This window comes from Roseomonas sp. HF4 (assembly GCF_005222755.1).
Taxonomy (GTDB): Bacteria; Pseudomonadota; Alphaproteobacteria; order Acetobacterales; family Acetobacteraceae; genus Neoroseomonas.
The window spans coordinates 78958-91910 of sequence record NZ_STGD01000016.1 but is presented as its reverse complement, the minus strand read 5'-3'; the positions used below and the strand labels follow the sequence as shown (position 1 = coordinate 91910).

Annotated in this window: 12 protein-coding genes and 1 tRNA gene; 4 read left to right on the top strand and 9 right to left on the bottom strand. The window is 70.8% G+C overall.

All coding sequences use genetic code 11. From position 1 onward, the window contains the following. Positions 1 to 15: 15 nt before the first annotated feature. A complete protein-coding gene (locus E8M80_RS21240; RefSeq protein ID WP_137127738.1) occupies positions 16 to 2751 on the bottom strand; it encodes an MFS transporter in 2736 nt (911 codons plus the stop codon). A gap of 220 nt (positions 2752 to 2971) precedes the next feature. Here E8M80_RS21240 and E8M80_RS21235 point away from each other — a divergent pair, with 220 nt between their 5' ends. Continuing rightward, positions 2972 to 3643: a cyclic nucleotide-binding domain-containing protein gene (locus E8M80_RS21235; protein WP_137127737.1), complete on the top strand. Its 672-nt coding sequence runs from the start codon at positions 2972 to 2974 to the stop codon at positions 3641 to 3643. A 128-nt stretch (positions 3644 to 3771) separates the two neighbouring features. On the opposite strand, the gene E8M80_RS21230 is transcribed toward E8M80_RS21235, so the two are convergent. Beyond that, on the bottom strand, positions 3772 to 4701 hold the full coding sequence (locus tag E8M80_RS21230; protein ID WP_137127736.1) for a DUF808 family protein: 930 nt from the start codon (positions 4699 to 4701) through the stop codon (positions 3772 to 3774). A gap of 91 nt (positions 4702 to 4792) precedes the next feature. Beyond that, the gene (locus tag E8M80_RS21225; RefSeq protein ID WP_137127735.1) at positions 4793 to 5137 is read right to left on the bottom strand and encodes a phage holin family protein; all 345 of its coding nucleotides are present in this window, start codon (positions 5135 to 5137) and stop codon (positions 4793 to 4795) included. Between the two features lie 76 nt (positions 5138 to 5213). Here E8M80_RS21225 and E8M80_RS21220 point away from each other — a divergent pair, with 76 nt between their 5' ends. Next, entirely contained in the window at positions 5214 to 6092 is an 879-nt protein-coding gene (locus E8M80_RS21220) for a DMT family transporter (RefSeq protein ID WP_137127734.1), read from the top strand. Between the two features lie 296 nt (positions 6093 to 6388). Next, positions 6389 to 6775 carry a hypothetical protein gene (locus tag E8M80_RS21215; protein ID WP_137127733.1) on the top strand — a complete coding sequence of 129 codons (387 nt, stop codon included), beginning with the start codon at positions 6389 to 6391 and terminating at the stop codon, positions 6773 to 6775. A gap of 89 nt (positions 6776 to 6864) precedes the next feature. Here the strand turns inward: E8M80_RS21215 and E8M80_RS21210 are convergent, their stop codons facing one another. From E8M80_RS21210 to E8M80_RS21200, 3 genes are all read right to left on the bottom strand, one after another. After that, entirely contained in the window at positions 6865 to 7563 is a 699-nt protein-coding gene (locus E8M80_RS21210; RefSeq protein WP_137127732.1) for an ABC transporter ATP-binding protein, read from the bottom strand. 148 nt (positions 7564 to 7711) lie between these two features. Further along, on the bottom strand, positions 7712 to 8956 hold the full coding sequence (locus E8M80_RS21205) for an ABC transporter permease (RefSeq protein WP_137127731.1): 1245 nt from the start codon (positions 8954 to 8956) through the stop codon (positions 7712 to 7714). After that, positions 8953 to 9945: an efflux RND transporter periplasmic adaptor subunit gene (locus E8M80_RS21200; protein WP_170979549.1), complete on the bottom strand. Its 993-nt coding sequence runs from the start codon at positions 9943 to 9945 to the stop codon at positions 8953 to 8955. Before E8M80_RS21200 ends, E8M80_RS21205 begins: the two co-directional genes overlap by 4 nt. Positions 9946 to 10093: 148 nt before the next feature. Between E8M80_RS21200 and E8M80_RS21195 the strand changes: the two genes are divergently transcribed. Beyond that, a tRNA-Thr gene (locus E8M80_RS21195) sits at positions 10094 to 10168 on the top strand. 394 nt (positions 10169 to 10562) lie between these two features. Here the strand turns inward: E8M80_RS21195 and E8M80_RS21190 are convergent. The 3 genes from E8M80_RS21190 to E8M80_RS21180 all read right to left on the bottom strand — a co-directional run bounded on the left by E8M80_RS21190 (position 10563) and on the right by E8M80_RS21180 (position 12852). Beyond that, complete coding sequence (locus E8M80_RS21190; protein WP_206035713.1) at positions 10563 to 10892, bottom strand: tautomerase family protein; 330 nt, start codon at positions 10890 to 10892, stop codon at positions 10563 to 10565. A gap of 74 nt (positions 10893 to 10966) precedes the next feature. Next, positions 10967 to 12151: an acyl-CoA dehydrogenase family protein gene (locus E8M80_RS21185; protein WP_137127728.1), complete on the bottom strand. Its 1185-nt coding sequence runs from the start codon at positions 12149 to 12151 to the stop codon at positions 10967 to 10969. Between the two features lie 392 nt (positions 12152 to 12543). Next, on the bottom strand, positions 12544 to 12852 hold the full coding sequence (locus tag E8M80_RS21180; RefSeq protein WP_137127727.1) for a hypothetical protein: 309 nt from the start codon (positions 12850 to 12852) through the stop codon (positions 12544 to 12546). Between the last annotated feature and the right edge of the window lie 101 nt (positions 12853 to 12953).

Genomic DNA, 12953 nt, shown 5'->3' with positions numbered 1-12953 from the left:
TTGTGTCCTTCCCGGTCAGGCGGTGGCGGAGGGCGCGCTCGCGCGGCCCCGCTCGATGTCGTGGAGCAGGCCGCCGCGGCGCGTGTAGACGGCCCAGGTGACGGCGATGCAGATCACGTAGAAGCCGAGGAACCCCCAGAGCGCCGCGACCGGGCTGCCGGTCATGGCGATCGAGGTCCCGTAGCTCTTCGGGATGAAGAAGGCGCCATAGGCGGCGATCGCGGAGGTGAAGCCGATGATCGCGGCGCTTTCCTTGTCGGCCTGCGCGCGGCGCGCCTGCGCGTCGGCGCCGGGCATCAGTCGGCCCATCTCCTTGCCCATGATCGCGGGGATCATCTGGAAGGTGGAGGCGTTGCCCACGCCGGTCGCGAAGAACAGCACCATGAAGCTCACGAAGAAGCCCATGAAGGCGCCCGGCTGGTCCTTGATGCCGATGAAGTGGATGACGCCGTAGACGCCGGCTGCCATCAGGATGAACACCCAGAAGGTGACCCGGCCGCCGCCCCACTTGTCCGACACCCAGCCCGTCAGGGACCGCGACACCGCGCCCACCAGCGGGCCGAGGAACACCAGCTGCAGCGCGTCCACGCTTGGGAACTGGGTCCGGGTCAGCAGCGGGAAGCCCGCCGAGTAGCCGATGAAGGACCCGAAGGTGCCGGTGTAGAGGAAGCACATGATCCAGTTGTGCTTGCGCTGGAAGATCACCGCCTGGTCGGCGAAGGACGCCTTCATGCTGGCGATGTCGTCCATCTTGAACCAGGCCGCGAAGGCCGCTGCCGCGATGAAGGGCACCCAGATGAAGCCGGCGTTCTGCAGCCAGAGCGCCGATCCGCCCTGCACCGCCTGCGGGTCGCCGCCGATGGCGCCGAAGACGCCCGCGGTGATGATCAGCGGCACCACGAACTGCACGACGCTGACGCCGAGGTTGCCGAGCCCCGCGTTGAGCGCGAGCGCGTTCCCCTTCTCCCGCTTCGGGAAGAAGAAGGAGATGTTGGCCATGGAGGAGGCGAAGTTGCCGCCGCCGAAGCCACACAGCAGCGCCAGCGCGAGGAACACCCAGTAGGGCGTCGCCGGGTTCTGCACCGCGAAGCCGATGCCGAGCGCCGGGACCATGAGCGACCAGGTGGACAGCGTGGTCCAGAGCCGCCCGCCGAAGATCGGCGGCATGAAGGAATAGAAGATGCGGAGCGTGGCGCCCGAGAGGCCCGGCAGCGCGGCCAGCCAGAACAGCTGCCCGGTGTCGAAGCGGAAGCCCACGGCCGGCAGCTTCGCCACCACGACCGACCACACCATCCAGACCGCGAAGGCGAGCAGCAGGCAGGGGATGGAGACCCAGAGGTTGCGCCTGGCGATGGCGCGGCCCTTCTCCTGCCAGAAGACTGGGTCCTCGGGCCGCCAGTCGGCGATACCGCGGCCGGCCAGCGCGCCCTTCTGGGCGGGCCCGTGGATCGGCTGCATCTCGGGCAGTTCGGGCAGGGCCTCGAGCGCGGCGCCGGCGGCCTCGCGCTCCATCCGCAGGATGGCGAGGTGCATCCAGACCAGCGCGACGGCGCTGATGGCGAACAGCAGCATGAAGCAGGATTGCCGGACGCCCGTGAGGTCGTTCAGCAGCCCGAAGAGGATCGGCAGGACGAAACCGCCGAGGCCGCCGATCAGGCCGACGATGCCGCCGACCGAACCGACGCGGTTCGGGTAGTAGACCGGGATGTGTTTGTAGACCGCCGCCTTGCCCAGGCTCATGAAGAAGCCGAGCACGAAGACCAGCAGGATGAAGGGCACGACGCCGATCGCGAAGTGGAAGGCGATCGGGCCGCGGATGCCCTGCACCACGTAGTCGGTCGGCGGATAGGAAAGCAGGAAGCTCACCACCACCGACACGCCGAGCGTCCAGTACATCACGCGCCGCGCGCCGTACTTGTCGGACAGCAGCCCGCCATAGGCGCGGAAGATGCTCGCCGGGACCGAGTAGGCGGCGCCGATCATGCCGGCCGTGGTGATCGAGAAGCCGTAGGTCTCGATGATGTAGCGCGGCAGCCAGAGCGCCAGCGCCACGAAGGCGCCGAACACGAAGAAGTAGTACAGGCTGAAGCGCCAGACCTGGACGTTCTTCAGCGGCTCCATCATCTGCATGAAGGTCTCGGGCTTCGTGCCGGTGCGGCGACGGGCCTCGAGGTCCGGGTCATCCTTCGTCATGGCGAAGAAGACCACCGCCATGATGAGCAGCGCCGCCGCCCAGATCAGCGCGACCGCCTTCCAGCCCAGCGCCACCATGATCACGGGCGCAAGGAACTTCGTGACCGCGGCGCCCACGTTGCCGGCGCCGAAGATGCCGAGCGCGGTGCCCTGCTTCTCCTTCGGGTACCATTTCGAGACATAGGCGATGCCGACCGCGAAGGACCCGCCGGCGATGCCGATGCCCAGCGCCGCGATCAGGAAGGTCGTGTAGTCGTAGGCGAAGACCAGCAGCGCGGTCGCGACGGCCGATGTGACCATGACGGCGGTGAAGACGATCCGCCCGCCGTACTGGTCGGTCCAGACGCCGAGGAACAGGCGCACCAGGCTGCCCGTCAGGATCGGCGTGCCGACCAGCAGTCCGAACTGGAACTCGGAGAGCCCGAGGTCGCGTTTGATCTGCACGCCGAGGATCGAGAAGATCGTCCAGGCCGCGAAGCAGACGGTGAAGGCGATGGTCGAGAGCCACAGCGCCCGCGACTGCGCGCCGGGATCCGGTGCCGTGATCGATTGAGACATGCCCATCTCCGTCCTGCGTCCGAGGCAGGGGAACCGTGGGCGGGCAGGGCAGCGGCGGGGTTGATCAGGATCAAGCGAGACCGGCGCGGCGGGCCTCAATTCGCCGCGACGCCAAGTACGACAAGGCGGGCGATGACGAAGGTCGGGTCGCGGCCTGATCCAGATCAAGGCATCGCGCCGCGCGACGGGTTTTCCTGCCGTCGATCGCCGGAGAGACTCGATGCCGCACATGTCCCGCGCCGCCCAGCTGGTCGAGCGCTCGCCCTTCTTCCAGGCCGCCGGGCCGGCCGCGATGGCCGACATCCTGCGGCCGAGCTTCACGCAGCTGCTGCCGCGCGGCGCCACGCTGTTCGAGCAGAACGACGAGCCCGACTTCCTGCACATGCTGCTCGAGGGCAGCGTCGGCCTGCAGGCGAGCGTCGAGGATGCCGGGCGGACGATGGTCGAGATATTCGGCGCGGGGGAGGTCTTCCTCGCGCCCGCGGTGGTGCTGCGGCTGCCCTACCTGGCCTCGGCGGTGGCGCTGACCGAGATCCGCGTGCTGATGATCCCGGCCGACGTGTTCCGCGACGGCGTCGCACGGTCCCACGACCTCTGCCGCGCCACGACGCAGCTGCTCTCCCGGCACTGGCGGCTCATGGTGGACCAGGTCGTGGACCTCAAGCTGCGCAGCGCCGAGGATCGCGTGGCACGCTTCGTCGCACGCCGCATCTCGGAGGAAAGCGGCGCCGGCGATGCCGCCCTGCCGGAGTCGCGCATCGCGATCGCGGCCAGGCTCGGCATGACGCCCGAGACCTTGTCGCGCGCGCTGACGGGGCTCGAGAAGAAGGGCCGGCTCAGGCGCGGCGGGGCGGGGGCCACGGTTGCGGACCGCAAGGCGCTGGCGCGGTAGGGCGTTCTCGGCCGCGGCGGGTCGGCCCGCGGCCCCGCCCGGCTACCCGACGGCGGAATCCTGGATGGGTGGCCGGGCGGGGGTGCGGACCGGTGCCGGCCATTCGAAGAATGCCCTGACGCCGCGCCTCAATGCTTGTGCAGCAGCGGCCCGAGCACCGGCTTGAGCGCCGCGCCCACGGTGAGCCCGAGCAGCCCCGCCAGTGCCGCGCCGACCGCCCATTCCACCGCGCCGCCGCCCGCCGCGCGCCCGGCCACGGCCGCGACGTCGTGCACCCAGTGCGGCAGCGCGCCGAGGCCGAAGCCCTCCATGCCGTGCAGGATGATGCCGCCGCCGACCCAGATCATGGCCGCGGTGCCGACCACCGAGAGCACCCTCAGCAGCACCGGCATGGCGCGCACGATCAGCCGGCCCAGCGCCTGGCGCACCGCGCCGCCGCGCGCGGCCATGTGCAGCCCGACATCGTCCATCTTCACGATCAGCGCGACGACGCCGTAGACGGCGGCCGTGATGGCGATGCCGACGACGGCCAGCACCGCCGCCTGCGTCCAGATGCCGACCTCGGGCACGGTCGAGAGCGCGATCGCCATGATCTCGGCCGACAGGATGAAGTCGGTCTTGATCGCCTTGGCGACCGTCTGGCGCTCGAGATGGAGCGCGTCGAGCGGCGGGACCTCGGCCGCCTCGGCGGCGGCGGGCGGGGGAAAGAGCCATTCGAGCACCTTCTCCGCGCCCTCGAAGCAGAGGTAGCAACCGCCCACCACCAGCAGAGGCAGGATCGCCCAGGGCGCGAAGGCCGACAGCAGCAGCGCCGCCGGCAGCAGCACCACCAGCTTGTTGCGCAGCGAGGCCAGCGCGATCTGCCCGATGATCGGCAATTCCCGCGCGGGCGCGAAGCCCACGACGTAGCGGGGCGTCACCGCCGCGTCGTCGATCACGACGCCCGCCGCCTTGGCGCCGGCGCGCCCGGCGGCCAGCGCCACGTCGTCCACGGATGCGGCGGCGACCTTCGCGATGGCCGCGACATCGTCCAGCAGCGCGATCAGCCCGGTCGCCATGGTAGCCTTTCCGGAGGTGTATGGAGGGCGAAGCGTCGCAGATGCCGCGCCCGCGTTCAATCCGCCGCCGTCACGGGCGGCCGTGCGCCGCTCACTCCGCCTTCATCGCCCCGTTGATGAAGCCCGAGACGATCGAGACCACGATCGCCCCGAAGAGCGCCGACCAGAAGCCCGAAACCGTGAAGGCCGGCACCAGCCAGGCGACCAGCGCCAGCATCGCCGCGTTCACCACCAGCAGGAACAGCCCGAAGGTCAGAAGCGTGAGCGGGATCGACAGGAAGACCATGGCCGGGCGCAGCGTCGCATTGACCAGGCCGAGCAGGATCGCGGCCAGGATCAGCGTGCCCATGTCCCGCGCCGCCAGGCCCGGTACGATCGCGACCGCGATCCAGAGCGCGATGGCCGTGACGACAGTGCGCAGGATGAATCCGGCCATTTCCTCGGGTCCCGTCGGGCGGTAAGGGTGGCGGCGCGGCACCCGCCGCGATGCTGCCCCATCCTGCCGGGACACCATGAACTCCGCTACCCTTGCCGGCGTCGGCGCGCTCGCGCTCTGGGCCTTCCTCGCGGTGCTGGCGCGGATGGCGGCCGGCGTGCCGCCGTTGCAACTGACCGCGCTCGGCTTCGCGGTCGGCGGCGCGCTGGCGCTGGCGGTGGTGGCCGCGCGCGGGCGGCTTGGCCTGCTGCGGCAGGGCCCGCGCGCCTGGGCGCATGGCGTGGGCGGGCTGTTCGGCTACCACGCGCTCTATTTCGCGGCGCTGGCGCTGGCGCCGGCCATCGAGGCGAACCTGCTGAACTACCTCTGGCCGCTGCTGATCGTGCTGCTGTCCGGGCCGGTGCTGGGGATGCGGCTCGGGTCACGGCGGCTGGCGGGGGTCGGGCTCGGCTTCGCGGGCTGCGCGGTGCTGGTGGGCGCGGGCGCATCCTTCCCGGCCGGGGCCGCCTGGGGCTTCGCGGCCGCGATCGGCTGCGCGGTGGTCTGGGCGGTCTATTCCGTCACCTCGAAGCGCATGGCGGGCGTGCCGACCGAGGCGGTGGCCGGGTTCTGCGTCGCGACCGCGCTGCTGGCGGGCGCGGCCTCCCTCGTTTTCGAGGCGCCGGTGATGCCCGATGCCGGGCAGTGGGTGGCGGTGGCGCTGCTCGGTGCGGGGCCGCTCGGCGCGGCCTTCTTCCTGTGGGATGCGGGGATGAAGCGGGGCGACCCGCGGCTGCTCGGCACGTTGGCCTATGCGGTGCCGGTGGCCTCGACCCTGTTGCTGGTCGCCGCGGGGGAGGGCGCGCTGGACGCGCGGGTCGGGCTGGCGGCGCTGATGGTCGCGGGCGGCGGGCTGCTGGCGGCGACGGCGCGGGACGGCGGTCGGGGCGATGCCCGGTCGGATGCCGTCGCCTGATCGGCGGCCCGCGCCCCTGAACCCGAGGGTTCCGAGGCAGCGTCCGATCGCGGCACCTGCCTGCCGCGACGGGCGCCCCGACGCCGGGGCGGTTCGCTGCTGCGCAGCCCCGGGTCGCGTCCTTGCTCCACCCGAACGATCACGCTAGCGTTACTAAGATTCCGCAGATGTTCTCCCAGCGGAGGGCGACGCAGCGCGCGACGCCACTTGGCACACTGGTGGCCGTCCCGCAGGACGGCTGGAACCGATCACGGCGATCGAAGAACAAGACCAGGGTTCGGCAGGGAGAAACGTGCATGAGCGACGACCAGGGCGAGACACGCCTGCGCCGCCGGTTGGTGGTGCTTCGGGTGGCGGTGGTCGGGACCGCGGCCACGGCCCTCGGCGGCTGTGTGCTGGTGCCGGCGGCGCCGGTACGACCGGCGCAGGTCCGCACCGGCATCAGCGACGCGGACCCGAGCGACGGCCCCGGCATGGGGCGCGGCGGCGGGCGCCGCACCGGGATCAGCGACGCCGACCCGAGCGACGGGCCGGGCATGGGGCGTGGCGGCGGGCGCCGCAGCGGCATCAACGACGCCGATCCGAGCGACGGGCCGGGCATGGGGCGCGGCTCCGGCGGGCGCCGGACCGGCATCAATGACGCCGACCCGAGCGACGGTCCGGGCCGCGGCCGCGGGCGATAGCTTGGTGCCGGGTTCCGCGCGCGGCGCTTCCGAGCGTCCCGTGCGTGGCTCCGGCGCGTGTTTTCCGCGGGACGGCGACCACGCGGCGGTCAGGGGCCTCGTGTCGGGCTCGAATCCCGTTCGTCGCTGACGATCCGGCCGTCGACCAGGTGGATGCGGCGCGTCGCGCGCTGCGCCAGGTCCGCGTCGTGCGTCACGACCAGCACGGCGCGGCCTTCCTCGGCCGCGAGCTGCGCGAAGATGTCGAAGACCGCGGCCGCGTTCTTCGTGTCGAGGTTGCCGGTCGGCTCGTCCGCCAGCAGCAGCAGGGGATCGTTCGCCAGCGCGCGGGCGATGGCCACGCGCTGGCGCATCCCGCCCGAGAGCTGCTCCGGCAGTTTCTGCGCCGCATCCGCGAGGCCGAGCGCGGCCAGCAGCGACATCGCGCGCGCCTGCGCCGCATCCGGCTTCAGCACGCCGCGGCGGCGGATCGGGATCAGTACGTTGTCGAGCGCGCTGAACTCCGGCAGCAGGAAATGGAACTGGAACACGAAGCCGAGCCGCGCGAGGCGGAGCGCCGCCAGCGCCGGCGGCGGCAGCCGCGCCGTATCCTCCCCCTGCAGCAGCACGCGCCCCGATGTCGGCCGGTCGAGCAGGCCGAGCAGATAGAGCAGCGAGGACTTGCCCGAGCCCGAGGGGCCGGTGATGGCGACGAATTCGCCGCCTTCGACCGACATCGAGATGTCGCTGACCAGCGTGACGCCCTCGGGCAGGCGCTTGGTGACGCCCTCGGCGGCGAGAAGGGTCATGACGGCAGGCGGGGGGGAGAAGGGAACTTCTCCCCCCCGGACCCCCCCTCAACCTTCCTTGGCACCTGGCGCCCCACCCGCCGGGTCCGGCGCCAGGTACCAGGGAAGGGAGGGGGTGTGGGGGAGGTTCTCCTCCCCCGCCCTTCCGTCACGCCGCCCCCCTGACGATCTGCACCGGGTCGAGCCGCGACGCCCGCCGTGCCGGGATGACCGCCGCGATCGCCGCCGAGGCCACCGCGAAGACCGAGGCAACGGCGAAGATCCGCCAGTCGCGCGCCAGCAGGAAGCGGTCGTTGCCGGCCGGCGTCTCGGTGTTGAAGCGGATCTGTGCCAGCCCCTCGATCATGACCTGGCCGATGATGCAGCCGAGGAGGGCGCCGAGCAGCCCCGCGATGATGCCCTGCACCAGGAACAGCCGCTGGATGTCGCCTTCCGTGAAGCCGAGCGACTTCAGGATGGCGATGTCGCGCGTCTTCTCGAACACCACGGTCGAGATGATGTTGTAGATGCCGAAGGCGGCCACCAGCAGGATCGCGCCCGTCACGCTGTACATGATCGCATTCTGGATCACGAACACGGTCAGGATGTTGCGGTTCTGCTCCTCCCAGCTTTCGGTGCGGTCGCCGAAGCGGGCCTCGATCTCGCGCGCCAATGGCTCGGCGCGCGTCACGTCGGCCAGCCGCAGCAGGATCTGGTTGACCACGTTCGGGCGGTCCTGCAGCACCTGGTTGACCTTGAGCAGCGCATAGCCCGCCGACTGGTCGAGGCTGACGAGCCCGGTGTGGAAGATGCCCACGATCTTCATCTGCAGCGAGACACCGCGGGGCGAGACGGCGATCACCGTGTCGCCCATCTCGACGCCCAGGCGCAGCGCGAGGCCCGAGCCGATGATGAGGCCGTTCGCGGCCTGGCGCAGCTCCTCGAGGCTGCCGTGGATCATGTCCTTCTCGAGGTTCGCGACGCGGCGGTAGCGGGCGGGCTCGATGCCGGTGACGGTGATGGTGACGTCGCGCGATCCGTACCGCAGCAGCGCCGGGCCGGTCAGGATGGGCGCGGCCGCCGCGCCCGGGATCGCCTCCAGGATCGCGAGCTTCTCGCCGGCCGAGCGGATGCCGCGGATGCGGTCGCGCGGCTTGACGCCGTTGACCGAGACGGCGCCGTCGGGCAGCGCCAGTTCCGCCGCCTGGGGCAGCGGGCGACGCGTCTCGTCCTTGATGACGATGTGCGGCTGCACGTCGATGACCTGCTGCACGAAGTAGGTCTGGAAGCCGCGCATCAGCGAGGCGATGGCGATGAAGAACGCGACGCCGAGCGCGACACCCAGCACGCTCACCAGCGTCTGGCGCCGGCGGCGGGAGAGCATGCCGCGCGCGATGTCGAGGATCAGCCTCATGGCCTGAGCCGCACCGCCTGGCCGGAGACGAGGCCGGCCGGCGGGTTCAGCACCACCGCCTCGCCGCTGGCCAGGCCACGCAGGATCTCGACGGCGCGGGCGCCCTCGATGCCGGGCTCGACGCGGCGCGCCTCGATCGTCTCGGCGCGGACGACGAAGACGCGGTTGTCGCGAAGTGCCGCGGGCGGGATCAGCACCGCCGCCTCGGCGCGGCGGAGCACGATGTTGGCCTCGACCGTCATGCCGATCAGCAGCGGCGTGTCGTCGGGCAGCGCGAGCCGCACGCGATACGCCTTGCGCGTCGCATCCCCCTTGGGCGTGATCTGCGCGACGGTCGCGGTCAGCACCTGGCCGGGAAAGGCGTCGGCGCGGAGCAGCACCTCCTGGCCCTCGCGGACCTGGGCGATGTCCTCCTCGTCCACCTCCGCGGTGATGCGGAGCGGGCGGGGCTCGCCCACCCAGAACAGGGCGGCGGGGGTGTCGACCACCTCCCCCACCTCGGCGTCGCGGCGGAGCACGACGCCATCGGCCGGTGCGCGCACCACGTAGTCGTCGAGCCGGCGCATCGCGGCATCCGCCACGGCGCGGACGGCGCGGGCCTCGGCCTCGGCGCGGTCGAGCGTGGCGCGGGAGGCGACGTCGCGGGTGACGAGGGTGCGGATGCGGGCCAGTTCCTCCTCGGCGAAGGTGGCGCGGGCGCGGGCTTCCTCGGCGCGGTGGGCGGCTTCGCGGTTGTCGAGGCGCGCCATGGGCTGGCCCTCGGTCACGCGCTGGCCTTCCTCGACAAGAACCTCGGTCAGGCGGGCGCGGATGGCGGGGCCGACCTTGGCCCAGTGCACGGGCTCGACGCTGCCGGTGGCGTAGACGGCGCGCATGGCGGGCCCGGTGGTGGCCATGGCGATGGCGACGGCGGGGGGCAGGGTCCACCAGACCCAGGCGCCGACGGCAGGCAGGGCCAGGAGGAGAAGCAGGAGGACGCGGCGGCGCATGGTCCGGGGTGGGATAGCATGACGGGGGTTTTCATGCGCGGGCACGAAACACTTGGTTGCGGAGCGGGCGCGGGGAAGGTTGCGCGCGGCGCGGCGGGGGGGTAGAGAGCGCCGCCCGGGGCGCGCAGGGGCTGCGCGCCGCGACGGGGCCGGCATAGCTCAGCGGTAGAGCAACTGATTCGTAATCAGTAGGTCCGCGGTTCAAGTCCGCGTGCCGGCACCAGGTCTCACCGAACTTATCCACAGCCTGAAAATTCGTTGCGGACCCACAGCGGACCCGCTGGGCGAAAATGCGCCGAGCACCGCGCGCGTATTTTCCGATTGCTGCGCACGCGGGCTCGTGCCGGCGGCACGCACAGTGACCAACATCATCTTCTCCCGGCGTGCCGACCTCCCACGCTGGACTAGGTCGGGCGTAGGATCACCTGAGGCCTCGACGCGGGATCGGGGCTTGCGCAGGCGGCGTCGCCCCTTTCGCCACGATCTGGGACAAGGCTGTCGGCTGTGCGGCTGAGGCTAGTTCACACGACCTTGGACAGCCGGGCCTCCCTCCGCGCTTCGCGGCACATGACAGCGGGCTCCAGCCAGATCGAACCATCTGGTCAGAGGCATCTGCTCTAAACGTCGATCCGGAAACCGAGGTCGGCCTCGGAAGCCGGTATTCCCCCCTTCACGCCCCAGCTCTCGGGCGGCGGCTCGATCAGATAGATCCTCGTCTCGTTCCGCGGCACGCCAAGCGCTTCGAGGTTGTCGGCGATGGCCTGAAAAAGCGCGCGCTTCGCGGCAGAGGAACGCGCCGCGATGCCGACGATCTCCACCCGGGTGTACCGCTCGGACTTGCCGGGAGAATAGATTCGACGGGTCTCGTCATGGAGATCGACGACAAGGTCGCGATCGCCGTCGGGGATCCTGAAGGCCGAGACCATGGCCGCCTGCACGGCCTCCATGAGCTTCGCCTCCTTGCCTTGAGCCCAGAGGCCGGTAGCGATCCGCACACAGGGCATCGTCCTCCTCCTTTCACTCAAAAATGTGCGTGCGCGAGATCCCGCTCAAGCAGCAGCTTCCCGCCGGTGATATAGGCGGCCGGGCTCATCGCGACGTGCTTGGCTGCCGCGCGCGCGTCACGTTCGTAGCGTTCGAGCGGGCACGACCGGAAGATCGCTACGGCACCGGCCATCTCGGTCAGCCGACCGATGGCCCAAAGCGCGCCCTCGCTGGCAAAGGTGCAAGCCAGGCGGAGCCGCACGCGCGTCGGCACCAGGTCAATGCCGGCCTCGACGGCGTCGAGCAGGTCCGTCATCGCCTGCCTGAGATAGGCGCGGCCAGCTGACAGTCGGGCCTCGATCCGCCCGATCTCCGACTGGACGAGTTCGCGCTCCACCAAGGGCACGCTGTCGCCCCGCCGCTTCCTGCTCACGGCAAGTCGCACGAACTCCGCGAGTGCGCCACGTGCCAGTCCGAGGGGAACCGTCGCCACCGTCCAGGGAAAGATCGAGCCCGTCGGCAATCGGTAGAGCGTGCCCGGCTGCACCGGTTCCGGCTGGAATGCATGGACGAAGTGGTCCGGCACGAAGACATCCCGCAGCTCGAAATCGACGCTTCCTGTCGCGCACAACCCGGCCACCTGCCAGTTGTCGTGCAGGACCACGTCCGCGCGCGGCGCATAGGGAAAGATCTTGCGACCAGTGCCGCGGCCGGAGTCCTCGACTTCGCAGACCGGCGTGAACCATGTCGCATGCGGCGCACCGCTGCCGAATGGCCAACGCCCGCTCACGCGGTAGCCGCCGGCGACAGGCACCGCCCGCCCGACGCCGCCTGTTCCAGAGACGACGAATGCCTCGGGGTCCGCGAAGATCTGCCATGCGCAGTCGACCGGAAGGTAGGCGCCGGCGCGCCCCATGCCGCCGCCATTGCCGACGAGCCAGCCGATCGTCCCATCGAGCGCCGCGGCCTCTTCGACCACATCCATGAAATCGAGTGCGGTAAGCTCCGGCCCGCCCAGGGCAGCCGGCAGCCACAGACGGAACAGGCCGATTGCGGCAAGCTTGCGATACAGCGCGTCGGGCAGACGGCCGGCAGCGTCGAAACCGGCCCGTTCAAACGCCACCGTCTCGGCAAGGTCGCGCAACTGCGCGCGAAAGCCCGCGGCCGACATCCCGCTCGCGGTACCTGCCGGCGCTGCCGCCAGCGGCTTTGCGATCGTCATGAGCCGGGTTTCCCCAGGTGGCCGGCCGATCCGGCCATCGAGGGCCGAGCCTATCGGCGATCCGCCGGTGCTTGCAACGGTGACAGCATCCGGATGGCGCGCGGGTCGGGTCTGACCGGTCAATGGTCGCCATTCGAGCGAAAGATAGGCGCTTTCGGGTGCGATCCGGACGCGGATTGAACCGCTCCGGGTTTATCGGGGATTCCGACTCCTGAGAGGCTGGAGCTCCCGACAAACCCGGGGCCGCTCACCTCCGCTAGTCACGAGGCAGCAAAACGACCTTCATGCAGTCGCCCCAAGCCCCGCAGCCACCGTGCGCGAGGTCGCCGCCCTGATGCGCGCCTTCAGCGCGGTATCCCGATGACCGCGAACCGTTCGCGGTTCCAAGGTGCCTAGAAGCGATTGCGCACAAGCACCCAGGATCCGAAGCCCACGCCTGCGAACCCGATGACGACGAAGGCGACTTTGACGAGCCATGGGTCGATCGGCAAACCGAAAATCATGGGACGTTCCCCGACGGTTGTGGTCCTCACCGGCTGCAAGGATCGCCGCCGCATCGACGCGCGGGAATTCGCGCCTGGGAAAACTTTTATGGGGATCTCCACGATCTGGACGCCTCGCACGCATCGGCCGCGCGCCGGCCATGTGTGCGAGGCAACGGCCTGTTCGATCTCCGCCGAACAGGAGCGGTGCGCGGCCATCGGACCCGTTTCGTGGCGTCTCTGCCGTCGTCGCACGAGACCGCGGCGCGGCCGGAGCGACGGTGATGCGCCCTGCCGGGTGCAACCGGCATGACGTCGAG

What these genes read in the sequence shown, in the direction of transcription:
- E8M80_RS21240 (WP_137127738.1), bottom strand. Translation starts at nt 2,751, where the DNA reads ATGTCTCAATCGATCACGGCACCGGATCCCGGCGCGCAGTCGCGGGCG.
- E8M80_RS21210 (WP_137127732.1), bottom strand. Translation starts at nt 7,563, where the DNA reads ATGACCCTTCTCGCCGCCGAGGGCGTCACCAAGCGCCTGCCCGAGGGC.
- E8M80_RS21200 (WP_170979549.1), bottom strand. Translation starts at nt 9,945, where the DNA reads ATGCGCCGCCGCGTCCTCCTGCTTCTCCTCCTGGCCCTGCCTGCCGTC.
- E8M80_RS21185 (WP_137127728.1), bottom strand. Translation starts at nt 12,151, where the DNA reads ATGACGATCGCAAAGCCGCTGGCGGCAGCGCCGGCAGGTACCGCGAGC.
- E8M80_RS21205 (WP_137127731.1), bottom strand. Translation starts at nt 8,956, where the DNA reads ATGAGGCTGATCCTCGACATCGCGCGCGGCATGCTCTCCCGCCGCCGG.
- E8M80_RS21180 (WP_137127727.1), bottom strand. Translation starts at nt 12,852, where the DNA reads ATGGCCGCGCACCGCTCCTGTTCGGCGGAGATCGAACAGGCCGTTGCC.
- E8M80_RS21235 (WP_137127737.1), top strand. Translation starts at nt 2,972, where the DNA reads ATGCCGCACATGTCCCGCGCCGCCCAGCTGGTCGAGCGCTCGCCCTTC.
- E8M80_RS21190 (WP_206035713.1), bottom strand. Translation starts at nt 10,892, where the DNA reads ATGGAGGCCGTGCAGGCGGCCATGGTCTCGGCCTTCAGGATCCCCGAC.
- E8M80_RS21225 (WP_137127735.1), bottom strand. Translation starts at nt 5,137, where the DNA reads ATGGCCGGATTCATCCTGCGCACTGTCGTCACGGCCATCGCGCTCTGG.
- E8M80_RS21230 (WP_137127736.1), bottom strand. Translation starts at nt 4,701, where the DNA reads ATGGCGACCGGGCTGATCGCGCTGCTGGACGATGTCGCGGCCATCGCG.
- E8M80_RS21215 (WP_137127733.1), top strand. Translation starts at nt 6,389, where the DNA reads ATGAGCGACGACCAGGGCGAGACACGCCTGCGCCGCCGGTTGGTGGTG.
- E8M80_RS21220 (WP_137127734.1), top strand. Translation starts at nt 5,214, where the DNA reads ATGAACTCCGCTACCCTTGCCGGCGTCGGCGCGCTCGCGCTCTGGGCC.